The sequence below is a fragment of the Ereboglobus sp. PH5-5 genome, assembly GCF_029504805.1.
Lineage (GTDB): Bacteria > Verrucomicrobiota > Verrucomicrobiia > Opitutales > Opitutaceae > Ereboglobus.
The window spans coordinates 85,734-108,465 of sequence record NZ_JAQFIT010000015.1 but is presented as its reverse complement, the minus strand read 5'-3'; the positions used below and the strand labels follow the sequence as shown (position 1 = coordinate 108,465).

The window sequence follows — 22,732 nt, the reverse complement described above, 5'->3', positions numbered from 1 at the left end:
GCCTTCATCTGGGTTTTCAGTTTTTTGGTTCATCGGGAGTAGTCCCCCGCTGCTATAGCTTTAAAAAATGTGCGCAAGATTCCGGACGTTATCGCTAAAATAAAATGAATATTTTTCCCAACAATAAAAAATACGGTATTGTTTATAACAACTCCAGTTTCATCGAAAGCAAAGCTGGGTCTATCAACTAACTCAATCCATATGATTTTCGGTTTAGAAAAATCCTCCATATAAGCACAACTACGGAGATGATAAGGTGTGTCGCCTTGATCGGTGCGGGATTCGATTTTTTTCCAATAAGTATCAAGGTGTTTTTTAACAGCAGGATACTTTTCAATATCAATTTTTGGCATTCCCTTTTCGGGAACGCCATTGTGTGTTGTTATCAAATATAATCCTGCCCATGTGTATGAATACCGTTTGATGTCCCTGCCGCGAAGAATGGGTCGTATTAGCTCGTCGGTCCGCTTGCGCTCATCGTCAGTTTTGCAGTTTGCAAGAATCTCAGCGCGCTTGTTCTCATTTATAATGAACGCCTCGTTGAATCCGGTTTTGATGCCATAGTTGATAGAGACATCCCAATCTTTGAGAGGGATGCCAATTTTCTCGATCTTTGCTTTTATGCTCTGCTCGATGGGGTTAAGGATGACCCAACTTGCGGAGGTGTTGAAGCGGCAGGGTGTAGCGTGCTGGCGAACAAAAACGCTCAAATTTTCACGACACTCCTCAGTGGCGATAACTGCAAGTGTGGGTGCGAAATTAGGCGAACCATCATTTTGCTGCAAACCCAAGTTTTTAGATGGTGAACTGGAAGTTGTGGTTACTTTGGAAAAAAGAAAAATATTGGTATCAACGGTAGCAGACTCAAAGATTTTTTGCCCAGCAAAGTCTATGAGTATTTTCGAATGTGCTTTTTGGGAAAAGAATTTCCGAAGACTTTCTCCGTAACCAGCACGCATCCATTTGTTGGATGTAATATAGCAAAGGTGAGCATTGTCACCGAGAAGTTGCCAGCCACGTTCGTAGAAAAGAGCATAGAGATCGCCACGAGGTTCGTAAGTTTCAAAGTTGAGCGGCTTGTATAAACGCGCTGCTTCGTCTTTTATATCTTCGAGGTGAACGTATGGCGGATTGCCGATGACGATGTCGAAGCCAGTGGTGATGCCGAACATCCAGTTGGGATCAAAGAAGGGGGAGGTGGCATTTTGGTCATAGGGATTCCAGCGAACCAGCAGGGCGGCATCGCCGAAGGCGTTGGTGTTCCTGGCCTTGGCGTCCTCTTCTCCTATTGCGCGTTCAAGGTTGCGGATTTGCGCATCAAGTTTTTCACGTTCTTCTTTATTGGCATCAACAGTCAGATCAAGGGCGTCGCCTTCCTTTTCAGTTTCGCCAAAAAGATTTTTCTGGGCATGGCGTTTTATGGAAACGATTTTAGGTGCGGCGACCGATGCTTGCTTTTCTCGAATTTTGGCTATTTCGCGTTTCCAGAGGGCGATTTTTTCGGCATCCGGCCTTCTGGCTATTTCGACAAGGCGGGCTTGCATTTCCTCGCGCAATTCCCTGTCGCGGTCGCGGTATTTTTTCTTTTGGGCGGAGGTTTTGGCGGAGAAATGGCGGTGGCGCACTTCCAGCAAATCATTCCGCAAGCGCAGGAGCTTCGGGTCCTGTTCGCTGAGGAGGCCGGAGATGGCGTCGGTAATGCCAATGAGGGTGTTGGCAGCGGCGAATTTGGTTTCGAGGTTGGGGAGCGGGAGAATGCCGTAGTTGGTGGCTTTGTCGGCAGTCGGCTCTTGTTCGCAAACAAGGGAGATGAAGAAGCGAAGTTTTGTGATTTGGACGGCAATGGTTTGGATATCCACGCCATAGAGGCAGTTTTCGATGAGGTGGAGTTTTTGTTCGTAGGCGGACTCGGCCTCCGGTTCGAGTTTTTGGAGCAGTCCGACCATGCGATTTAAGATGCCCATCGGGAAGGCTCCGGAGCCGCAAGCGGGGTCGAGAACTTTTAGCGAGCGGAGTTTGGTGGCAATGGCATCGCGATTTTTTATTTTTCCAATGGTGAAGGCGCTTTCATCAAAAAGTGCATCGAGCGTTTCCTTGGGGAAATCATTGGCAAGGAAGGCGCGAATGCTTTCGTCCACCATGTAGCCGACGATTTCGCGGGGTGTGTAGAAGGAGCCTGTTTGCTTGCGGGCGGTTTCACGAGTTTCGGGGTTGTAGGTGCCGAGGAGGTTTTCAAAGACATGGCCGAGGAGTTCAGGGTCGAGGGCGACCACGGCGTCATTCGGCGAGTTTTCTTCAATGGTGAAGTTGTAGCGGGAGAGCAGGGGAATAATGCCGCGGTTGGGGTCGAAAAAGATGTTGTTGGGTATGAAGGCGCGTTTTTGGCGTCCGCTGGCGCGGGAAAAGCCGTCGGCATAGATAATGCGGTTTTTGGAGTCGGGCGTGTCCTTGTCGAGGCACTCAAACAAGCCACCGTTGAGGAAGGGGATGGTCGAGAATAGGTTGATGACTTCGTTGTTGGAAATTTTGAACCATGTGCCGGCACCTTCGCCAGGGTTGCGAAAGAGGGTTTTTATGCCGTAGTCGGACGCTTGGTTTTTCGGGCCTCGATGCGCGATAGCGAAGGCTCGATTGGGAATTTCATTGTTCAGGGTGGCGAAGAAGAGGTTTTGAAGAATGGCGTTATAGTAATTGCCGGAGTTGGTGCCCAGGGGATCAAAGTCACGAAGGATTTTTTCGCGAAGGGTGCCGGGATCGAAGAGTGCATTGGGGACGAGTTTCTTTTGTTTGATGAACCAGACGAACATCAGACGGGTGACGAGGCGGATGAGGTTTTCCTCAATGTTGTGGCGGTCGTCGACGGGGGTGGCGGCGTCGTTTGGGAAGGTGATTCCAACCTCATCTGAAAGCGCCCATTGATACCAGTCGAAGAGTTCGGTGTAAAATTGCTTGCCAAGGGGTTCGATGGCAAAGGCGTCTGTGACGGAGGCGAGGGTGGGCGGAGCGGACTGGAGTTTTTGGAAGCGTTCCGCGGGTGTCTTGTAATGCTGCGCGTTGTCGCCGAAAATGTAAGAGTAGCGTCTTGGGTGCGTTTCCTCGGTGGTGAGGGTGCCGTCGGCATTGAGGCGCGATTGCCGGGAAATGAAGCTGAAACGGTATTCGGCGGTTTGCGGGTGATGATAGAAGGCGAGGGCACCGTGAATGGTAGCTTGGTCAATGAGCTTGCCAGCGAGGTTGCGGAGACCGATGCGGTTGCGGGCGATTTGGGTTTGAGTGGAGGCGAGTTCGACTTCGAGAAGGCCGAGGCGGTTGCCGTCCGCAAGCGTAATGCTGCCGAGCTGACAAATGTCGCGAGTGACGTCGGAGGAAACCCCAAGTCGGCGCGGTCGATTGAAGATGTCCACGCGATCCGAGGCGAAGACTTGACGGAGGATTCCCTGATCAGAGAACCAGTTATGACGTTGATAAGGTTGGGCAAAGATACGGTCGAGTGTGGAGGTGTCCATGTGACGAGAGCGTGGTGTCAGACGAAAGATTCGGAAATGATGATTTCAGGCATGCGAACGGCGGTGCGCGGCGTGTGTTCGCCGGGCCTTTCGGGCGGTGCCTCCTCATCGGGCGCGATTGGATACTTGCCAAGGATGGCAACAACGCGCTCAAGGAGGATGGAGGGGGCAACCGGCGTGCCTTTCACGGCTTTCTGGAGTTTGTTGAGATCGCGGTGAAGTTGCTGGAATTTGCCAACGCGGATGGCGTGTTGGGCGGATTCGAGCAGGGCGCACTCCTTTTCCGAGGAGACGGGCATTTGGCGAAGCGCGGAGAGGAGTTGAAGCGCCTTTTTTTCGTTGGGGCCGAGCTTCGGGTCCACCTTTTGCTCGCTGGCGAGGTCTTCCTGAAGCATGTTGTTGAAGAGGGCGATGGCGGTTTGCACTTGCTCGTGGTGGTGTTGGTGAAACGGCCGCGCTTTTTCGGCAGGTTCCGCACGGAAGCGGCTGGCGGCTTCCAAAAATGTGAGTTCCTGATGCTCGCCATCGGCGGAGACTTGGATGAAAGCATCGCGCCGATGGCTGCGAATGAACGCAAGCGTGGATCCGGAATGAGTGCCATCAGTGCGGCCCGTGCGGGCGCGGCGGGGGAGGTTCTTGATTTGCTTGAAGCGGTCGGGGTGTTCGCCCTTGAAGGCGCGAAGTTCCATGAGAAGTGAAAGGCGCTCGTCCACTTCCTCCTTAACCGTTTTTTCAAAAAGGCCGAAGGTTTCGGGCGATTCCTCGTCGGAATAAATCTGACTGTCCTCGCCAAGGGCGGCGTGGAAAGCATGGAGTTTCATTTTGGCTTTCTTTTCCAACTGGATGTCGCCCTCGACTTGTGAGGTGGGGAAAAAATTGAAGATATGAATCGCGGCGTGCGGGGAGCCGATGCGATTGACGCGACCGACGCGCTGCATGAGGCGCGTGGAATTCCACGGGGTGTCGTAATTGACGACAATGTTGGCGCGGTGGAGATTGACGCCTTCCGCAAGCACTTCAGTGGAAATGAGGATGTCGTAACAGCTGTCCTGCTCCTTGGCGGCGACACTGGCGTCGAAGTTGGCTTTGGCGAGAGGAAGCATGTCCTTGCGATTCGCGCTTGTGACAGCGAGCGTGCGCTCAAAGCCTGCGTTTGCGAGAGCGTGGACGAGATAATCCGTGGTCTCGGCGGATTCGGAAAAGACAATGAGTTTGCGCGAGGGGTTCAGCTTTTTGTCGAAGAGTCCGCATTTGAGACGGGAAATGAATTCGTCGAGCTTCGGGTCTGTGGTGATGTCGTTCCACGCTGAAACGAGGTTTTCCAATATGCTCGCGTCGCGGCGGAGTCCCTCGACGAAGGATGCGTCGAAATCATCAGGCTCGCATACCTGAATCGTGGGGTCGGTGTCCGAAGTCTCGGCGATGAGCTTGAGCAGATCCTCCTCGCGATCGTCGGCGAGATATTCGGAAACGGGCAGGTTTGGCGCGATGTAGATTTTGCCTTTTTCGAACATACCGACCATCTGGCGCGTGGCCGTGGCGAAGCGACCGAGCGATTTGCGAAACGCGTGAAAACTGCTGTCGAGACGCTTCACGAGTAGCGTCTTCATGATGGTGGCGAGCTGGTCGGAGATACGCTTGGCCTGCTGGTAACGCGCGCACTTTTCCGGTTTGAGGTGAGCGATGGCGCGGTAGCGATTATAGGTCAGACCGCCGGCGGGATCCGAGAGCAACCATATCGTGCGGTCGTAAAGATCATCAAGGACGGGCGGCAGTTTGTAGTAAATTTTTTCCGGAGCCTGAACATCGGGAAACTTGATGCCTTGGGCGACAATGTCGTTGCGGTATGAGTCGTGCGCCCATAAATCCCGCCGCGTGCGGCGAACGGTAAGCGGCTGGATGACGTGTGTGCGTATGCGATCGTAAATGGCGCGGACGCCTTCGCGGACAACCACCGGGTCGGATTCGCGCTTGAGGCGGTCGTAGGTTTTGATGAGCGGTGCGAAGAAGTGCTGAAGGTTAGCCGTTTCGTCGAGCGTGGAGTCCTTGCTGTCTTGAAAAAGATAAACGAGGCTGGCGATGTCGCTTGGCCGGTTATTGAGCGGAGTCGCCGAGATAAGAATAACTTTTTTGTCATACAGACGCCCCAATTCGTCGCGGCGGCGCGTGGGTGATTTGCATATGCGCTGGAGCTCTCGATACATCTCGGAAGTGTCGGTGCGAAACTTGTGCGCTTCATCCACGATGATGAGGTCGTAATCCTCCGGGTGACGAATTTTGTGAAGACTGCCAGTGGTGATGATGCGCGTGTTTTTGAGGTCGATTTGACGGATGGTTTCCTCCCAGTATTCGACAAGGGCAGGCGGAACAACAAAGAGTGTCGCAGAGTGGTGATTGGTGACGAATCCGTTTGTATAATAAAACCGCTTGGCGATGAGCGTCGCCACGAGGGTTTTTCCAAGCCCGACGACATCGGAGAGAAAAAACCCGCCATGTTTCTGGAGTTTTGCGTAACCGTCGTTGACGGCATCGGCCTGATAAGAAAGCTTCTTAAAGCCAGAGGGCAGATCCTCAAGGACAGTCGGGTCGTAATGAATGGCCGCGCCAAAGTATTCCGTGAGAAATTTAATGAACAGTTCGTAAGGCGTGAACGAGTCGTTCAAAAATGTTTGCTGTTTGATTTGCTGAACATGCTCCGGCTTGATGGCGATGCCTTCGTCCCAAAGTTTCTCGAACGTGGTTGTGGCAAATTCGATATCGTGGTCATCACGCAACTCGACATTGAACTCAAAATTTCGCTCAAGTCCGGCGTCGGTGAGGTTGGACGAGCCTGTTATCACCGCGCCGTAACCATGCGAATGCTTGGTTTCTTCGCGAAAAATGTAGAGTTTGGCATGAATATTTTGCGCGGGGTGAATGCGGATTTCCACCCTGCCATCCACAATGTCACCAACAAGGCCGAGCATGCCTTCCTCGACGGGTCGATCGTATGCGGACTCCTGAATGTCCCTTGCGAGGTGCGTTAGGAATTCGGCGCGCGAGGAGGCGGGATTCACGCCAAACTGAAGTCCCTTGTCCCATGCCTCTTGAACCAAACGGTCGATATTGATTCCGACGAGAATACGGATGCGTTCCGATTTTTGAACAAATGGGCGAATGCGAAAATAGCCCGATGCTCGAAAATAGCCGACTAGAACATCCAAAAAGTGGATTCGTTTGTGCTCAAAAATGCCCTCAATCTTTTCGATGAGAGCGCGCCCTTCCTCATTGGTGAAAAACTTTGTGGACATGGATAAACGAACACCCAATACGCATCTGCTATTTGGCCGCCGAAGCAAGGTAAATTAGACGATGAAGTTGCGACCAAATTACAGTCATGGGAGCCTCACGTTTAGTCTGCTTTCACGTCATTTCCTCATCCGTGCGCGCCGAGGTCGTGGTCTTTTTGGGCGAGGTGGTAGTCGAGGGTCAGGCGGATCGCCGTGGCGAGGTCGGTCTTGGGTTCCCAGCCGAGGGCTTCCTTCGCCGCATTGATCGAGGGAACGCGCGTCTGGATGTCCTGATAGTGCTTGCCGAAATATTCGCCGGATGAAACCACTTCGATTTTTGCCTGATCGGCGTGCTCTCGCCAGGCGGGGTATTCGCGGAAGATTTCGATCACGATTTTTGCGAGGTCGGCGACACTGACGTTGTTGGCCGGGTTGCCGATGTTGAAAATGCGGCGCGAGGCGGCTCCGTTTTTGTTTTCAATGATGCGCATCAGGCAATCCACGCCGTCGTCGATGTAGGTGAACGAGCGGCTTTGCGCGCCGCCATCGACGAGCTGGAGCGGTTTCTTGAAAATCACGTTGCTGATGAACTGCGTGAAGAGGCGCGAGCTGCCTTCCTTCGCCTCGAACACGTTGTCGAGTTTCGGGCCGATCCAGTTGAAGGGGCGGAAGAGTGTGTAGTCGAGGTTTTCATGGATGCCGTAGGCGTAGATGACGCGGTCGAGGAGTTGTTTCGAGCAGGCGTAGATCCAGCGCTGCTTGTCGATGGGGCCGTAAACGGGGTTCGTGGTCGTTTCGTCAAGCACGGCGTCGGGGCTCATGCCGTAAACCTCGGAGGTCGAGGGGAAGAGGACGCGCTTTTTATATTTAACACATTTGCGCACGATCTCGAGGTTGGCCTCAAAATCGAGCTCGAACACGCGCAGCGGCGCGATTACGTATTGCTTCGGGTTCGCGATGGCGACGAGCGGGATGACGACGTCGCATTTTTTCACGTGATACTCGATCCACTCGCGGTTGATGGTGATGTCGCCCTCGACGAATTTGAAGCGCGGGTTGCCGAGGCTGCCGATGAGTTTGTTGTCGCCGATGTCCATGCCGTAAACCTCCCAGTCTTTTTGCTGGAGGATCGCGGCGGTGAGGCAGCTTCCGATAAATCCGTTGGCACCGAGGATGAGGACTTTGAGTGGCATGATGGGAAAGTAAGGCAAGGGCGGCGGGCGGGCGAGCCTGTTATAAGATTTGTCCGATTTGCAACGGGGCCGCGGGCGCGCCCCGCCATTCGGTGCGGGTGAGCTCAAGCGCGCCGTCGGCGGTGGCGACGATGAGCGGTGAGAGTGAAAGGATTTCGCCGGGCGCGGCGCGGCGCGGCGCGGCGATTTGCTCGGCCCACCAGACCATGAGGCGAGCTGGAGCGGGGGTGTTCGGATTCACGGGCTGGAAGCCCGTGCCACGCAAGCCGGGCGTCGCAAGCGACACCCCTACGGGTGGGACATCCGTGAACGCGCCGGGGTAGGGATCGGTGACGGCGCGGATTAGGTTGAAGATTTGCACGCTTGTATCCGTCCATTGAATACGTCCGTCCCCGGGTTTTCGTCCGCCGAAATAGGTCGCTTGCGATTCGTCCTGCGGCGTGGCCTGGGCAGTGCCTGCGAGGAGCGCGTCGATTTGGCGGGAGAGAATGGCGCGCGCGCAAGGGAGGACTTTGCGGAAAGCCTGTTCGGCGGTGTCACGCGGGGCGATGTCAACGCCCTGCTGGTCAACAATGTCGCCCGCATCGGCGCGCCTGACCATTTTGTGAAGCGTCATGCCAATGCGCGGCTCGCCATTGAGAACGGCCCAGTTGATCGGGGCGCGTCCGCGGTATTTGGGAAGGAGCGAGCCGTGCATGTTGAACGCGCCGAGTCGCGGAAGCGCGAGAGTGCGCTCGCTGATCATATTGCGATAATAAACGGAAAGGATCAGGTCGGGCCGGATTTCGTCGCATATGCGCGCAAACCATTCGGGCGTGTTGATGGAAGCGGGAGCAAAAATGGGAATGGCGGGGAATGCGGATTGCGGATTGCGGATTGCGGAATTATACTCGCGAACGGCAACAGCGGGTGTCTTGAACCAGATTTTTTCGTCGGGATTGTCCTCGTGCGTGATGAGCGCGACGACGTTGTCGCCACGGGAGAGCAGAAGCGAAAGGCACTCGTAGCCTACTTCGCTGTAACCGAGAAAGAGAATGCGGGGCTTGCTCATGTTTTATTTTTTAACCGCGAATGAACACCAATGGACGCAAATAAAAGAAAAATATCATTAATACCCATAAGCTTGATCAATCTGTATGACACAGGTAGTAGTATACGTCGGTTTTCTTATCCGCTGATGGTTTATTAAATATTAATCGCCCATCGTATTGAAAGCCTGCTTCACTGGAACAGTCCATCGCCCCATTGATTAGCTCGGAAAGAGCACACGCATCGCGATAACTCACATTCTTTAAAACAACATAGGCACAGCGAGTTCCTTTTAATGGGACAACGCCATCAAGGTAGAAATTTATTCGATCTATTGTGCCGTTCTTAACAATCACAGGAAAACTCTTTGACGCACCCTGCGAATTAGACAAGTCAATCAAAGATACTTCTGCACGATTATATGGTGTCCAGTCCAAGGATTGATCATCACAAGGCACTGCTTTTTTTTCATAATTTCTGATAGTTTTTAAAAATGCGCGAGTTTCAGTTGAAAATGTTTTATATGGATAATTGTAATTATCATTACCAAGTTCTCGACAGTGAAATGGACGTTCTTGAATACCATAAGCCATCAAAATATGCTCAAGGGTATAAAATCTTGATTCCGCTCGTGTTTCCCTACCGTTGTCATCAACCACAACAACCGACAGCCCCTCACCCTCGGTTATTGGAATACTGCCATCAGCAGTGTGGTTTTTCAAATAAGTAGCCGTATATTTTTCTAAGTTCCTGAAGTTAGAAGTCGCTGCAACTATTTTTGCCCTAGTAGTAACGATATCGATAACATATATTAAACCTGCATACAGAATAATACCAACAACAAGGAATATTAAGATGCCCTTCAAACATCCCGATGAGATTTTTTTTAGGGGTATTTTACCGTTTTTAGATGGAGCGTTCATTCTTTCGGATTATTTTTCCAGCACCCGATTCACCTGATACCTCGTCCGCCCCCTCACCACTTGATACGTTCTTCCCACGTATTCGCCAATGATGCCGATGCCGACCATGCAGACGCTGATGAGAAAAAACAAAATTCCAAAAAGGGTGAACAACCCCTCGGCCTCGGCGCCGAGGAAGATGCGGCGGAAGGCGAGCACGCAGACGAGCAGGAGGCTGCCCGCCGAACACGCCATCGCGAGTATGGTGAACAGTTGCAGCGGAACCGTCGTGAACGCCGTGATGAGGTCGAAGTTCAAACGGATGAGTTTTCCTAGCGAATAATTCGACACGCCGGCATGCCGTTCCTCGTGCGCGACCGGCACCTCGGTCGGATTTTTTGCGAGCGTGTAGGCGAGCGCGGGAATGAAGGTGTTGATCGCGCCGCTGCGCACGATGCCCTCGACAACGTCGCGACTGTAGGCGCGCAACATGCAGCCTTGGTCGGTCATCTCAATGTTCGTCGAGCTGCGGCGCACAAAGTTCACAAACATCGAGGCGTAGCGGCGGAAAAAACTGTCCTGACGATTCTGGCGCGCGCCGCCGACACAATCGTAGCCGGCGTCGGTTTTTTCCAAAAGTCTCGGGATTTCCTCGGGCGGGTTTTGCAGGTCGGCGTCGAGCGTGACGACCACGTTGCCGCGCACGCGCTCGAACGCCGCCATGATCGCCATGTGCTGGCCGTAGTTGCCGTTGAAGTCGATCACGCGCGTGACATCGGGGCGCGCGTTGAATTGCTCGGTGAGCAGCTCGATGGAGGCATCCACACTGCCGTCGTTGGTGAAGACGACTTCGTAGCTGCGCCCGAGCGCGTCGAGCACGGGATAAAGCCGTTGAAACAAGAGCGGCAGGTTGCCCTGTTCGTTGTAAACAGGAATGACGATGGAGACATCGAGGGACGGCGGCGCGAAGGGCGTTTGGGTAAGGGAGGCGGGTTCGGTGCTCATAATTTTTCAACCGCTAATGGACGCGAAACTTTGAAGGTAGCACAGACATTCCTGTCTGTGCCTTGATTCGTGAAGTCTCTCTGCACAGACAGGAATGTCTGTGCTACTTTCCATGTCGCGGTTCATTTCTTTTGAAGAATTTCGCCCAGCGTCGCGACCACGCGCCCGACGTCATCAGTGGTCATCGCGGGGAAAAGCGGAAGCGTGAGGATTGTGCGGCCGACGCGCTCGGCGTTTGGGAAATCGCCGGGCTTCCAGCCGAGGTTGCGATAGAGCGTGAAGAGGTGGATGGGCGGATAATGAACTCCCGTTCCGATGTTGGCGGCGCGCATTTTTTCCATCACTTGCGCGCGCGCGAGGCAGCCGGGGCCCTCGGGGAGCACCACTTGATACATGTGCCAGTTGCTGTTCTCAAAATCGGCGGGCGGCAGGCCGAGGTTGAGGGCGCGCGCGGCGGGGGCGTCGAAGAGTTTGAAGTAATGTTGCGCGAGGGCGCGGCGTTTTGCGTTGAACTCGTCGAGGCGGCGGAGCTGGCCGAGACCGACGCGGGCGGCGACATCGGTGAGGTTGAATTTGCCGCCGAGCACCTCGGCATCCATCCCGTCGAAGCCGGTGCGGACGACGCCTTGCAGCCGGTATTGCCCGGCAAGCGCGGCCTCGCGTTCGTCGTTGAGGACGAGGCAGCCGCCCTCGATGGAGGTTATGTTTTTGTTGGGATGAAAACTGAAGGAGGCGAAATCGCGGCTCGCGGCTTTTGTGCCGACGAGGTTGCCGCGCCATTTGGAACCGGCGGCTTGCGCGGCGTCCTCGATGACGCGGAGATTGTGTTTTTGCGCGATGGCGTGGAGGCGGTCGCGATCAACGGGCAGGCCGGCGAGATCGACGGGGATGATCGCCTTGGTGCGCGGCGTGACGGCGGCCTCGATTTTTTCGAGGTCGATGTTGCGCGTGGCCGGGTCGATGTCCACGAAGACGGGGCGCGCGCCGGTTTCGAGCACGACGTTGCTTGTGGCGATCCACGAAAGCGGCGTGGTGATGACCTCGTCGCCCTCCCCCACCCCGGCGATGCGCAGCGCGATTTCCATGGTGCAGGTGCCGGAGTTGAAGGCGCGCACGGGGCGTCCGCCGAAGCGTTGCGAGAGCGCGGCCTCGAAAGCCTCCACTTGCGGGCCCGAGGTGATCCAGCCGGAGCGAAGCACGTCGGCGACGCCGGCGATGGTTTCCTCGTCGATGTCGGGGCGCGTGAAGGGAAGAAACGGCTTTGTGTCGTCGATCGGGCTCATGCGTGAAATGTGGGGGCGCGCCTTGCGCGCGCCCTCGTTTGCGAAAGACTGTTTGCGCGCGCATCCACAACGCGGGCGAACGCGAGGGCGCGCGCGAGGCGCGCCCCTGCGGGGGCGTTCGCGTGGATGTTTTGTTTTTGTGCAAACATGGTCGTGTTGATTAGTGCGCGGCGGGCTTGTTCACAAGGAGCAGGTAGCGCGAGGTTTCGCCGACCACGGTGTGCGGCAGCGAGGAAAAATAGCGGTCGGCCTTTCGTTTTTGCACAAACGCATAGGCGCGCGATTCGGCAAACCAGCGGCGGGTAAATTCGGCTTTGTCGATGAAACGCGACGCGGCCTTTTCCGGCTCGGCGCGCACGCCGAATGTGAGCTCGCCGAAAGGGTCGTCGTCGGCCGTCGGATCAAAATCTATCGCCACGTTTATCGTGCGCCCGGTGTAGGGCGCGACGTCCTGAATGTATTCACCGACTGAATACACGGTGTCGCCCGGCGCGAGGCGCCGGGCGAGTTCGAGCGAGAGGGATTTTGTGGAGCGCGTGTCGAGTTCGTCGCCGAGGTGGTTGCCCGACGCGAGCCAGAGCGCGAAACCGGCGGTCATCACGACCAGGGCGCGGCGCATTTTTCCGCGGCGCAGGCACCAGGCGAGCGCGGCGGCGCTGCCGAGGAAGATCACGGCGAACCAGATGGACTCGCCGATGATGAGCTTGGTGGCCGCGGCGTGTTTTTCCGGCACGGACCAGACGAGGGGCCAGAGCGCGAGCGCGAGGCCGAGTAGCGCGGAAAAAATCGCATAGACCGCAAGGCCGGCGCGCAATCCCGGCGCCGTGCGCGCGCGCCACGCGTCGGCGAGCCATTTGCCGATGAGCACGGCGAGCGCGGGAAATATCGGCAGGATGTAGGGCGGGAGTTTCGACTGCGATTTTGAGAAGAAGAGAAAAATCACCACGGCCCACACGATGAAAAACCATTCGTCGGCGCGCTCGTTGCGAATCGCGCGCCAGCCGCCGCGCGCGTTTTCGCGAAGCGTTTGGAACGCAAAGACGGTCCACGGAAAAATGCCGACGAGCAGCACGGGCGCGAAATACCACCACGGTTGGTAGCGCTCATGCACGGTTGTTGTGAAGCGCGTCCAGTGCTCGTGGATGAAGTAGAATTGCGCGAAGTCGGCATTGGCGCGCGCGGCGAGCACGTGCCACGGCGCGGCGATGGCGAGCAGCACAAGCGCGCCGGTGAACGGATGGCAGGGCCGCAGTCGTTTCCATTGGTTGAACACGAGCAGCCACACAAACGCGACGGTGCACGGCAGGAGAAAGCCGATGAGGCCTTTCGAGAGGACGGCGAGCGCCATGCTCGCGTAGAACGCCCAGAAGAGCCAGCGGCGCCCGGGCCCGGCGGGCGTGCGTATGCCGAACAGAAACGCGAAAAGCGCGGTCGCGACAAAAACCGACACGGGCATGTCGAGAATCACAACGCGGCTGAGCGTGTAGTAGAGCAGCATCGTCGCGAGCACGACGGCGGCCCACCAGCCCGCGGCGCGCCCGAAAAGCCCGCGCGCGGCGGCATACGTGGCGAGACAGCCGAGCGTCGCAAAAATGGCGACCCATGCGCGCGCCGTCCACTCGTTGACGCCGGCAACCTCGATGGTAAGCGCGGTGAGCCAGTAGAGCAGCGGCGGTTTTTCAAAATATTTCACACCATTGAGACGCGGGGTCACGTAGTCGTTGGTCGCGGCCATCTCGCGCGGGATTTCCGTGTAGCGGCCCTCGTCGGGATTGCTGAGCGGACGCGAGCCGAGGAAGAGGCCGAACCACGCGACGAGGATGAGCGCGAGCCATGTCAAATCGCGACGCCACGAGGCGGAGGCGGTGTTTTGGGGATTGGGAAGCTCGGAATTCTGTTCAGGCGCGATCATCGTGCGATGAAAAGCTGAATAGAGCGGAGTTTGCGCATTCAGGGCGAGGATGTTTTGACGGATAAAGACATCTATATTTTTGAACGCGTCTACGGGCCGGGTGCGAGAAGCGTGAACGGCCACCACGGGAGATTGCGCGCGAGCATGAAGCCAACAACGGCAACAAGCACGACACGCGCCAGGCCGGGCGAAACTTGTTGCGGCGGGAGATTGCGCCGGAGAACGCGGTTCAACGAGCGCACGCCCCATACAACAATAAAAGGGATCGCCGCGACAATGAGCAGGTTGTGTCCGCAGGCCGCGCGGAAGTTGCCGTGGGCGAGGTCATGAAACACGCGCGCCGAGCCGCAGCCGGGGCAAAACAGCCCCGTGAGCGCGTGCAGCGGACACGGCGGATACCAAGCCGGCGGAACCGGCCCGGCGAGGCGGACCCACGCAAACCCCGCGAGCATGAGCAGCGGCAAAATAATTGCCGCCGCGCGCAGCCAGCCACTTGCGGGCTTGTCTCGCTGCTCCTGCGCCATGTTTCACACAGTCGCCGTCGGGATGTTGGTTAATAGCGGGATTGTTTCATCGCCTCCATCATGCCCGTTGCGAAAACGAAGATTGAAAGGACAAGGCCAAAAACAAACAAACCTATCGCAACCCATCCCAAAACTTTGCTGGTTTTGGCCGAGCTCTGGGCGCCGGAAAGATCGCCCTGGTCAAACTTTTTGTTCACCTGGGCTGACATTACAATCGCGATGACCGAGCATGCCAGCCCCAGAAGATTGCATATGATAACATTCAGCACCGTGGCCACCACCGCCAGCGTCATGTTGTTCGCGGGACGCTGGCGCGTATCCATTGAGGGGCCGGCGGCGCCCAATCCCGGCGAAGGCATGGTTGTCATCGGCTCCGCAACTCCGGTGACGGGCGGGGGCGCGGCGGGAACAGGCGCGGCGGGCGCGCCGAAAACTTTCGAGGCGGGCTCCCACGTGGCCATGCCGTCGGTCCACACGAGATCGGTCGGGAGAATTGCCCCGGCGTTGTAGCGGGCGATTACTTCATCCTTGAGAAAAGTGCCGAGTTGCTGGTTGTTGCGGGCGATGTGATAGGTCATGGGGAGTTATGCGTGTGGTGTTTATTGTTGGGAGATGTTGACGGCAGGTTCGCGAACAAGCGGGCGTTTGGCAAGCGAGGGCGCGAGGCGCCATTGCAAAAATGCCGGGCGGCGGGGCCCGGCGTTTCTGGATTAAATGTCTATGTCGCGTTTTTTGAGACTGGTGCGAAGTTCATCCACATTGGAATCGATTTTCGGGAGCACGGTTTCCTCGAGTTTTTTGATCGCCGCCTCCATGCGCTTGAGTCCGTTGTCGGTGGAGATGCCGCTGCCGGCTATCTCGCCGTGGAGATAGGTGATGGTGCGCAGGAAGTCCGCGTTGGCCATGAGGAATTCGGACGGGGTTTCGAGGGTGTTGGACGAGAACTTCATGTTGTCCCAAACAAACGTTTGGAGCGCGAGCGCGCGTTTGCGGGATGCGAGCGAGCCGTCCTTGCGCACCTTGGCGACGTAGTCTTTGACGACTTCGATATTGCCGGCCATCTCGGTGCGGAGCGATATGCGCAGGTAGGCGTTGTTTTTGTCGGAGCGGATGTCGTCGAACGCGATGGCCTGCTTGAGGCCCTGGGTGGCGGCGAGATACACGCCGAGGACGGTCGCGATGATGACGCATATCTGGCTGACCCAAAAGCTGGCTTTGCGCACTTCGGAAACTTCGGGCTTGGGTTGGACGACGGGCAGGTTTTCGTTGTTATTCATGGATGGATTGGTGGTGGTTTTTGTTGGAAAAGTGAGCGAAGTTTCACGAGATTTTCACCCTTTGCCAAGTCGCAAGGCAGTGGAAAAGGCGTCCGTGTTTCCATGAATAAGCGATGGTATTGAAGGCCGCCGGAGTGCACGCGTGCGCGAGGAACAATTCCTTGATTGCAGGCGGTAAAAAAAACAGCCCGCGGTTTGGCGGGCTGTTTTTAAAAAGCGAAAAATCGTTTTTCGTTCAGGTGCGCTTCAAGCGCGTCCGAGGTAGGTGCCGTCGGCGGTGTTCACGCGAATGACTTCGCCTTCCTTCACAAAGAGCGGCACTTGGATTGTGAGGCCGGTTTCGAGCTTGGCGGGTTTTTGCACGTTGCTCGCGGTGTCGCCCTTGATGCCCTCGGCGCTTTCGATGACCTTGAGCGCGACGGCCGAGGGGAGATCGACGTTGAGCGGTTTTTCATCGACGAAGAGAATGTCGACCTTGCCGCCGGGGGCGAGGTAGTTGACCACGTCGCCGAGCTGCTGCGTGTTGAGCTCGATCTGCTCGTAGGTCTCGGGATCCATGAACGCGTAGGTGTCGCGGTCGGCGTAGCTGAACTCGAGCGTGCGCTTGTCGGTCTGGAGAACCTCGATGGTGTCGGTCGATGCGAAGCGCTGGTCGAGCGCCTTTCCGTAGCGGAGGTTGCGCATCTTGATCTGGACGAACGCGCGCAAATTGCCCGGCGTGCGGTGTTGTGTTTCCATGACGAGGTGCGGCTCGCCATTGTATTTGATAACTTGTCCTTTGCGAATGTCGTTTGCTGCGGGCATGTGCTGGTTACGTTTGAGGGATGTGTGTTTTCCGATTGTTAAAAGGTTGATTGGTTATGCGTTCGCGGGCGGGGGTGTCAAGGTTTGGCATGAGGGCAAACCGGACGCGCGGGAAGGATGCCGGTGCGGGGCGCGACGACGACGGATCACAGGTGAAACACTTTTCCGCCGGCGAGCACTTCCTGGCGCGCGGCGTCGAAGGTCACTTTTTCGCCTGTGCGGGCGGCGGCGTTGGCCATGATCGTGGCGATGGAATGCTGGTAGCCGGCCTCGACGGGCGCGTTAGGCTCCTTGCGCGAGCGCAGGCATTCCATCCAGTTGCGCATGTGCGCGAGCACCATGTTGTCCACGCCGGTGTTCGCGGCGGTCGCGGCGGGGCCGTCGCCTTTCAACGACGCGGGCTTGAGCCGGTTTGGCCGCATCTTCATGCGCGTGGCGTGTTTCTCGGTCAGCCCGCCTTTCGGCGAAACTTCGTTTGTGTCGAGGTTCAACTCGCCGCCGTTGGAATAATAAATCTCCTTCACGCCGCCCGCCGAGTTGCTGAAGCGCGAGGTGTAGACGACTTGGAATCCCCTCGTCGGGTCGTCGAGCGGGCCGTAGTCGAAAACGGATGTCATCGTGTCGAAATTGGTGCGCCCGTCCTTCCACATGTAGATGCCGCCGTTGGCGCTCACGCTGCGCGGATGCGGCAGTCCGGTGAACCAGTGCACGGTGTCGATCTGGTGGCACATCCACTGTCCGGGAATGCCCGACGAATACGGCCAGAACAGGCGATACTCGACATACTTTCTCGGGTCCCAGGCGACGCGCGGGCGGTTCATGAGAAAACGCTTCCAGTCCACATCGCTTTCCTTGATTCCCGCGACGAGCTCGGGGCGGCGCCAGCGGCCGGGTTGGTTCACATTCCAGCTCATCTCTGCAAAAACGATGTCACCAAACCGCCCCGACTTTATGTAGTCATGCGCGGCGTGGTAACCGCGTCCGCTGCGCCGTTGCGAGCCGATCTGCACGATCTGCTTGCTGGCGCGCACGGTTTTGAGCGCGGCGCGATTGTCCGCCATCGTTTCGGCGAAGGGTTTCTCGACATACGCGTCGCACCCGGCGTTCACCGCCTCGATGCAATGCAACGCGTGTTGAAAATCCGCCGTGGCGATGATGACCGCGTCGAGGCCGGCCTTTTCATACATCTCCTCGTTGTTGCGATAAACGGCGATGTCCTGGCTGTATTTTTTTTTGAAATACGCAACGGCTTCATCGCGGCGGCGGTTCCAGATGTCGGAAACGGCGACGATCTCGCAATTCAGTTCGCCCGCCAGTCGTTGGAACGCGGGGATGAGCGTGTCGCGCGACCGGTCGGCAAACCCGACCAGACCCACGCGAATCCGGTCGTTCGCGCCGCGCGCACGCGCGAACAGGCGCGGCGACAAACTGCCTGCCCCGACGGCAAGCCCTGCGAGTGAGAGACTTTGTATAAACGTGCGACGATTCATCTAAGAGTGAAGGGTGAAGGTGATGGGTGAATAAACGTGAAACGGGCGGGAACTGGTTGTTCGTCACAATTCGCGGAGCTTGATGCTGCGGAAGCGCACTTCGTCGCCGTGATCCTGCAACAAAATGCGCCCGCTCTTCGCGAGGCCGAAGCCCTCGTGCTTGTTGTATTTGCTCCGTTCCACAAGCGCCATGAAGAGTGGCGAGCCGCGCGTGTATTCGACAACCTTGATGCCGTTCAGCCAATGCTCCACCGTGCCGTCGGCGCGCGAGATGATGCGCGCGTGCTGCCATTCGCCGAGGCGCGGCTTGACGCCAAGGCTGCCCGGCATCCGGTTGATCGGGATCAAGTCGTAAAGCGAGCCGAGCTGGCGGTTGCCCGCGGCGCCGAGTTTCGCGTCGGGATGATTCGCGTCGTCGAGCAACTGGAACTCCAGCCCGATGGCGGAACCCTTGGTCACGTATTTCTCGGTCACGTAATATTTGATGCCGCTGTTCGCGCCCTTGGTGAGCTTGAATTCCAGCGCAACCTCGAACGCCGCGTATTCCGCTTCGGTCACGATGTCGCCGCCGTTCTGCGACTCCCTGCCGTCGGATTTCTGGACAACCAGCTCGCCGTTTTCGATGCGCCAGCCTTTTTCGGGAAACGCCTTCTTGCCCGCGCCGCGCCAGCCCGCGGTCGTCCTGCCGTCCCAGAGAAGCTTCCAGCCCTGCGCGCGCTCGGCGTCGGCGAGGTTGTTGGCGATGACGTTGCGAATGAAAAGCGAGTCCGCCGGCGAGGGCTTGAGGTCGGTGGTTTGGATGCGGATGTTGCGCCAGAACACGCGACGGCCCGCCTCCTCGGGCTTCTTCTTCGAGATCGAGTGGATTTGCAGCGCGATGAATCCGCGCGCGTCCATGTCGTCGATCACATGCGCGACCGGCTCGCCGTTGATCCAAGTGCGAATCGACGGGCCGATGGCCTCGATGCGAACGCGGTTCCACTGGTTGAGCTTGTAGAGATCGCGCGCGGCATGGCTCATCGCGCCGGTGTAAAACCAGCCGCGCCGCGCCTCATCGTAAATGCCGCCCGTCCACGCGCGCGGCGTCGGGTCGATTTCCATTTGGTAGCCGTGCACGCGCCCGTCGGAGGCGCGGCACTCGCTGCGGAACTGGATGCCGCTGTTGCTCGGCGCGTCCTGCATCACCTCGAGTTCGAGAATGAAGTCGCCGTAAAGCTTTTCGGTCGCGAGGAAACTGTTCGGCGAACCCGGCACCGTCGTGCCCATGATCGCGCCATCGACGACCTTGTAGGGCGCGGTGCCGTTGACCTGTTTCCAACCGGACAAATCCCTGCCGTTAAAAAGCGGCTCCCACGGACCCGCTGAAAGCGCGAGCGGCGCGACGGTCGCCAGTGCAAAAACAAACGCATGAACGCCTCGGAGTGTTTTTCTCATGGTATGAAAGGGTAGCTGAAAAATGATGCTCAAAAATCAGAGTCCAAACTGAACACGCCGCAAAGACAAAAGCGAGCACGCCTTACATAAAAATATCCCCCCGGCGGCGCGCCGCGGACCCCTTAATTTCCACATTTTTCTCTACTCGCAAAAAACATCGCCTGCCCGGCCGCATTCATGCTCAACTCGCCGCTTACCTTCCATGAAACACAATCGGTTTTATTCCGGCTTCGACACGCAAACGCTCGGCGAACCCCGCAAAAAAGACTATCGCAGCGCGTTTCAGGTTGATCGTGACCGGCTCATTCACTCGCACGCCTTCCGCAAGCTCCAATCGAAAACGCAGGTGTTCCTCTCCGGCGAATACGATTTCTACCGCACGCGCCTCACGCACTCCATGGAAGTCGCGCAAATCGGCCGCTCCATCTGCCACTATCTCGCCTCGGAGGAATGCCCGAGCCGCGGCCTTCTCGCCCCCGATTTTTATATCGACGACGACCTCGTCGAAGCCATTTGCCTCGCGCACGACCTCGGGCATCCGCCGTTCGGCCACTCGGGCGAGCGCACGCTTCAAGAAATCATGCGCGACCACGGGGGATTCGAGGGCAACGCGCAAACGCTCCGCCTCCTCGGCGAGACCATCTTTGAATCCGAAACCGCCGTGCGCGGCATGCAGCCCACGCGCGCCCTCACCGACGGTGTTCTCAAATACAAAAAACTCTACCGCGAATTCACCGGCTCCGAGGCGAAACCAACAAACCACTTCCTCTACGATTATCAGGAAAAGCAGCGCTCATTTGTTTTCGCGAACCGCAAGATCCCCGGCGAGCTTCACGACGGCCTCGCGCTCAACGCATTCAAGTCCGTTGAATGCCAGATCATGGACTGGGCCGATGACGCGGCCTATTCGCTCAACGACATCGTCGACGGCGTGAAAGCCGGTTTTCTCACAATCGAACGCATCGAGGCCTGGGCCGAAAAAACGGAATCTCACTGGACCGCGCAAACCGGCCCGCTCAAACTCAGCGCCAAAGCCCGTGGTGATTGCTTGAGGAAACTCATCGACGGCATTCGCGCCGACAAGCTCGAGCGCATGTTCGCGGCGAAAATCGGCACCTTCGTCCGCGCCACGCGCCTGAAGGAACGCATCAACTTCATGTCGTCGCTCACCAACCGCTACCGCTTCGAACTCACCATCGCGCCCGCCGCCGTCGCCGAGGCCGAGTTCTACAAGAAAATGGCGAACGACATCATTTTCGAAAGCCCGCAACTCCAGCAAATCGAATACAAAGCCCGCCGCGTGCTGCACACGCTCTGGGAAGCCGCATGGGAAAACTATGTCGAGCCGCCCCAAGCCCGCCGTGCGATCAAAGTCATCCCCATCCGTGCCGCGCACCAAATCAACGAGGCCAAGACGCGCGAAGGCAAGGCCCGCTGCATCTGCGACTGGCTCGCCGGCCTGACCGACGGCATGATCGTCCGCACCTACCGCCGCCTCGTCGACCCCGAGTTCGGCAGCATCCGGGATTTGAGCTGACCCCCGTCGCCCATAACACCAAAGCCCGCGGGCACGCCGGGCGTTCAGCTACGCTCTTTACATCCACACATTCACAACTAGCTTACGTTTTTTCGCCAAAACTCATGCCCAAGAAACTACTCGTCACCGGTTCGTCAGGACTTATCGGCTCTGAAGTTTGCACCTACTTCGCCCGCGAACTTGGCTGCGCGGTGCCAGAGGCGCCTGTGCTGTCGAAAAATGACGCCACATCGTTGCTGGCGGGAGGTGAGAGATGAATGTTGTCGAAAATTTTTCGAGAAACCCTAAAACTAAATCATGGTTGAAACAGGCTCGATGGAGTTGCGAGCCCCTGCCGAAATTACCATCGGGCGGAACATTGATTCCATATGGCTTGGGCAGCAGTTTTGGGGATGTTTGCTTGAACGATGGGGGCACTGTGATTGTCACCCGAGCCATGAATCGAATGCTGGATTTTGACGAAAACTCGGGGCTCATCCGTTGCGAAGCAGGAACAAGCCTTGATGAGGTGTTGCGCCTTGTCGTTCCGCGCGGCTGGTTTTTACCCACAACACCGGGCACCCGATTTGTCACCGTCGGCGGTGCCGTCGCTAATGACGTGCATGGCAAGAATCATCATCGCGCGGGAACGTTTGGCTGTCATGTCACACGTTTTGAATTGCTGCGCTCGGACAACCGGCGACTCGTATGTTCACCCACGGAAAACAGCGATTATTTTGCAGCAACGATCGGCGGCATGGGACTCACGGGATTGATCACGTGGGTGGAGTTTCGCCTGCGGCGCATTCGCAATGCGATGATCGAAACCGAATCCATCAAGTTTCGCAACCTGAACGAGTTTTTCGAGGTGTCCGAAGGCTCCAACACAAAATTTGAGCACACGGTCGCATGGGTGGATTGTGTCGCGGGGGGACGGGGAATCTTGATGCAAGGCAACAATACCGATAGCGATACTGGCGGGCTCAAACCGCATCGGGAACCGCCGTTGAATTTTCCCCCGGGGTTTCCGTCATTCGCATTGAATCGGACGTCCATCCGCATTTTTAACCAGCTTTACTATAGTCGACAGTTGCGAAAAAGAACCTTCGGACTTCAGCACTATTCGACATTTTTTTATCCGCAGGACGCGGTCAAAAACTGGAGGCGTGTCTATGGGACACCCGGGTTTTACGAAGCGCAAATCATACTGCCGTTCGATTCCGCCAAGGAAGCGTTGAGGGAAATTTTCAAACAAGCCGCCAGATTGGGGCAGGGCGCGTTTCTGGCCGTGTTGAAAACAATGGGAGATGTGCGCTCGCCCGGCCTGATGTCGTTTCCGCGTCCGGGGATCACGCTCGGAATTGATTTCCCCAATAAAGGGACGCGCACGCGCAAACTTTTCGATGAGATCTTCCGCATTGGGAAGGACGCTGGCGCGGTGTTTAATCCAGGCAAGGACGCGCTCATGCCGCCGGAGTGCTTTGCAAGAACCTGCCCCAATCTGAATGCATTCAGCGCGTATATCGATCCGGCGTTTTCCTCAAACGCATGGCGGAGGCTCACCAAAGGACTTCTCTGAGCAAGCCCT

General features: G+C 57.0%; 17 protein-coding genes. 3 read left to right on the top strand and 14 right to left on the bottom strand.

What is annotated here, in order from left to right; all coding sequences use genetic code 11:
• Window positions 1-29: 29 nt before the first annotated feature.
• From M2103_RS11035 to M2103_RS10970, 14 genes are all read right to left on the bottom strand, one after another.
• Window positions 30-3,506 (bottom strand): Eco57I restriction-modification methylase domain-containing protein, encoded by a 3,477-nt coding sequence (locus M2103_RS11035; protein ID WP_277510574.1) that lies wholly within the window; start codon window positions 3,504-3,506, stop codon window positions 30-32.
• Window positions 3,507-3,523: 17 nt separating this feature from the next.
• Complete coding sequence (locus tag M2103_RS11030; RefSeq protein ID WP_277510572.1) at window positions 3,524-6,796, bottom strand: helicase-related protein; 3,273 nt, start codon at window positions 6,794-6,796, stop codon at window positions 3,524-3,526.
• Between the two features lie 125 nt (window positions 6,797-6,921).
• Window positions 6,922-7,968 (bottom strand): bifunctional UDP-4-keto-pentose/UDP-xylose synthase, encoded by a 1,047-nt coding sequence (locus M2103_RS11025; RefSeq protein WP_277510570.1) that lies wholly within the window; start codon window positions 7,966-7,968, stop codon window positions 6,922-6,924.
• 40 nt (window positions 7,969-8,008) lie between these two features.
• On the bottom strand, window positions 8,009-9,019 hold the full coding sequence (locus tag M2103_RS11020; protein ID WP_277510568.1) for a formyltransferase: 1,011 nt from the start codon (window positions 9,017-9,019) through the stop codon (window positions 8,009-8,011).
• A gap of 76 nt (window positions 9,020-9,095) precedes the next feature.
• Window positions 9,096-9,920 carry a hypothetical protein gene (locus M2103_RS11015; protein ID WP_277510567.1) on the bottom strand — a complete coding sequence of 275 codons (825 nt, stop codon included), beginning with the start codon at window positions 9,918-9,920 and terminating at the stop codon, window positions 9,096-9,098.
• Between the two features lie 9 nt (window positions 9,921-9,929).
• Window positions 9,930-10,904, bottom strand: a complete 975-nt coding sequence (locus M2103_RS11010) for a glycosyltransferase (RefSeq protein WP_277510565.1) — start codon at window positions 10,902-10,904, stop codon at window positions 9,930-9,932.
• A gap of 122 nt (window positions 10,905-11,026) precedes the next feature.
• Window positions 11,027-12,187: a DegT/DnrJ/EryC1/StrS aminotransferase family protein gene (locus tag M2103_RS11005; protein ID WP_277510564.1), complete on the bottom strand. Its 1,161-nt coding sequence runs from the start codon at window positions 12,185-12,187 to the stop codon at window positions 11,027-11,029.
• 160 nt (window positions 12,188-12,347) lie between these two features.
• A complete protein-coding gene (locus M2103_RS11000) occupies window positions 12,348-14,099 on the bottom strand; it encodes a glycosyltransferase family 39 protein (protein WP_277510563.1) in 1,752 nt (583 codons plus the stop codon).
• 89 nt (window positions 14,100-14,188) lie between these two features.
• Complete coding sequence (locus M2103_RS10995) at window positions 14,189-14,623, bottom strand: DUF2752 domain-containing protein (protein ID WP_277510562.1); 435 nt, start codon at window positions 14,621-14,623, stop codon at window positions 14,189-14,191.
• Between the two features lie 29 nt (window positions 14,624-14,652).
• A complete protein-coding gene (locus M2103_RS10990) occupies window positions 14,653-15,201 on the bottom strand; it encodes a GYF domain-containing protein (RefSeq protein WP_277510560.1) in 549 nt (182 codons plus the stop codon).
• Window positions 15,202-15,333: 132 nt separating this feature from the next.
• Window positions 15,334-15,900, bottom strand: coding sequence for a hypothetical protein (locus M2103_RS10985; protein ID WP_277510559.1), 567 nt, complete (start codon window positions 15,898-15,900; stop codon window positions 15,334-15,336).
• Window positions 15,901-16,146: 246 nt separating this feature from the next.
• Window positions 16,147-16,704, bottom strand: coding sequence for an elongation factor P (efp, locus tag M2103_RS10980; protein ID WP_108824643.1), 558 nt, complete (start codon window positions 16,702-16,704; stop codon window positions 16,147-16,149).
• Window positions 16,705-16,850: 146 nt separating this feature from the next.
• Window positions 16,851-18,194 carry a Gfo/Idh/MocA family oxidoreductase gene (locus tag M2103_RS10975; protein WP_277510555.1) on the bottom strand — a complete coding sequence of 448 codons (1,344 nt, stop codon included), beginning with the start codon at window positions 18,192-18,194 and terminating at the stop codon, window positions 16,851-16,853.
• Between the two features lie 63 nt (window positions 18,195-18,257).
• Entirely contained in the window at window positions 18,258-19,628 is a 1,371-nt protein-coding gene (locus tag M2103_RS10970; protein WP_277510553.1) for a DUF1080 domain-containing protein, read from the bottom strand.
• Between the two features lie 202 nt (window positions 19,629-19,830).
• On the opposite strand from M2103_RS10970, the gene dgt reads away from it, so the two are divergent.
• The 3 genes from dgt (at window position 19,831) to M2103_RS10955 (ending at window position 22,723) form a co-directional block, all read left to right on the top strand.
• Window positions 19,831-21,165: a dGTP triphosphohydrolase gene (gene dgt, locus M2103_RS10965; protein ID WP_277510552.1), complete on the top strand. Its 1,335-nt coding sequence runs from the start codon at window positions 19,831-19,833 to the stop codon at window positions 21,163-21,165.
• 104 nt (window positions 21,166-21,269) lie between these two features.
• Window positions 21,270-21,422 (top strand): hypothetical protein, encoded by a 153-nt coding sequence (locus tag M2103_RS10960; protein ID WP_277510550.1) that lies wholly within the window; start codon window positions 21,270-21,272, stop codon window positions 21,420-21,422.
• Window positions 21,419-22,723, top strand: a complete 1,305-nt coding sequence (locus M2103_RS10955) for an FAD-binding oxidoreductase (RefSeq protein ID WP_277510548.1) — start codon at window positions 21,419-21,421, stop codon at window positions 22,721-22,723. The genes M2103_RS10960 and M2103_RS10955 overlap by 4 nt, the downstream gene beginning before the upstream one ends.
• Window positions 22,724-22,732: the final 9 nt, after the last annotated feature.

Excerpts from the sequence above, each read along its gene's own strand:
- M2103_RS11035 (WP_277510574.1), bottom strand. The coding sequence starts at position 3,506 with ATGGACACCTCCACACTCGACCGTATCTTTGCCCAACCTTATCAACGT.
- M2103_RS11030 (WP_277510572.1), bottom strand. The coding sequence starts at position 6,796 with ATGTCCACAAAGTTTTTCACCAATGAGGAAGGGCGCGCTCTCATCGAA.
- M2103_RS11025 (WP_277510570.1), bottom strand. The coding sequence starts at position 7,968 with ATGCCACTCAAAGTCCTCATCCTCGGTGCCAACGGATTTATCGGAAGC.
- M2103_RS11020 (WP_277510568.1), bottom strand. The coding sequence starts at position 9,019 with ATGAGCAAGCCCCGCATTCTCTTTCTCGGTTACAGCGAAGTAGGCTAC.
- M2103_RS11015 (WP_277510567.1), bottom strand. The coding sequence starts at position 9,920 with ATGAACGCTCCATCTAAAAACGGTAAAATACCCCTAAAAAAAATCTCA.
- M2103_RS11010 (WP_277510565.1), bottom strand. The coding sequence starts at position 10,904 with ATGAGCACCGAACCCGCCTCCCTTACCCAAACGCCCTTCGCGCCGCCG.
- M2103_RS11005 (WP_277510564.1), bottom strand. The coding sequence starts at position 12,187 with ATGAGCCCGATCGACGACACAAAGCCGTTTCTTCCCTTCACGCGCCCC.
- M2103_RS11000 (WP_277510563.1), bottom strand. The coding sequence starts at position 14,099 with ATGATCGCGCCTGAACAGAATTCCGAGCTTCCCAATCCCCAAAACACC.
- M2103_RS10995 (WP_277510562.1), bottom strand. The coding sequence starts at position 14,623 with ATGGCGCAGGAGCAGCGAGACAAGCCCGCAAGTGGCTGGCTGCGCGCG.
- M2103_RS10990 (WP_277510560.1), bottom strand. The coding sequence starts at position 15,201 with ATGACCTATCACATCGCCCGCAACAACCAGCAACTCGGCACTTTTCTC.
- M2103_RS10985 (WP_277510559.1), bottom strand. The coding sequence starts at position 15,900 with ATGAATAACAACGAAAACCTGCCCGTCGTCCAACCCAAGCCCGAAGTT.
- efp (WP_108824643.1), bottom strand. The coding sequence starts at position 16,704 with ATGCCCGCAGCAAACGACATTCGCAAAGGACAAGTTATCAAATACAAT.
- M2103_RS10975 (WP_277510555.1), bottom strand. The coding sequence starts at position 18,194 with ATGAATCGTCGCACGTTTATACAAAGTCTCTCACTCGCAGGGCTTGCC.
- M2103_RS10970 (WP_277510553.1), bottom strand. The coding sequence starts at position 19,628 with ATGAGAAAAACACTCCGAGGCGTTCATGCGTTTGTTTTTGCACTGGCG.
- dgt (WP_277510552.1), top strand. The coding sequence starts at position 19,831 with ATGAAACACAATCGGTTTTATTCCGGCTTCGACACGCAAACGCTCGGC.
- M2103_RS10960 (WP_277510550.1), top strand. The coding sequence starts at position 21,270 with ATGCCCAAGAAACTACTCGTCACCGGTTCGTCAGGACTTATCGGCTCT.
- M2103_RS10955 (WP_277510548.1), top strand. The coding sequence starts at position 21,419 with ATGAATGTTGTCGAAAATTTTTCGAGAAACCCTAAAACTAAATCATGG.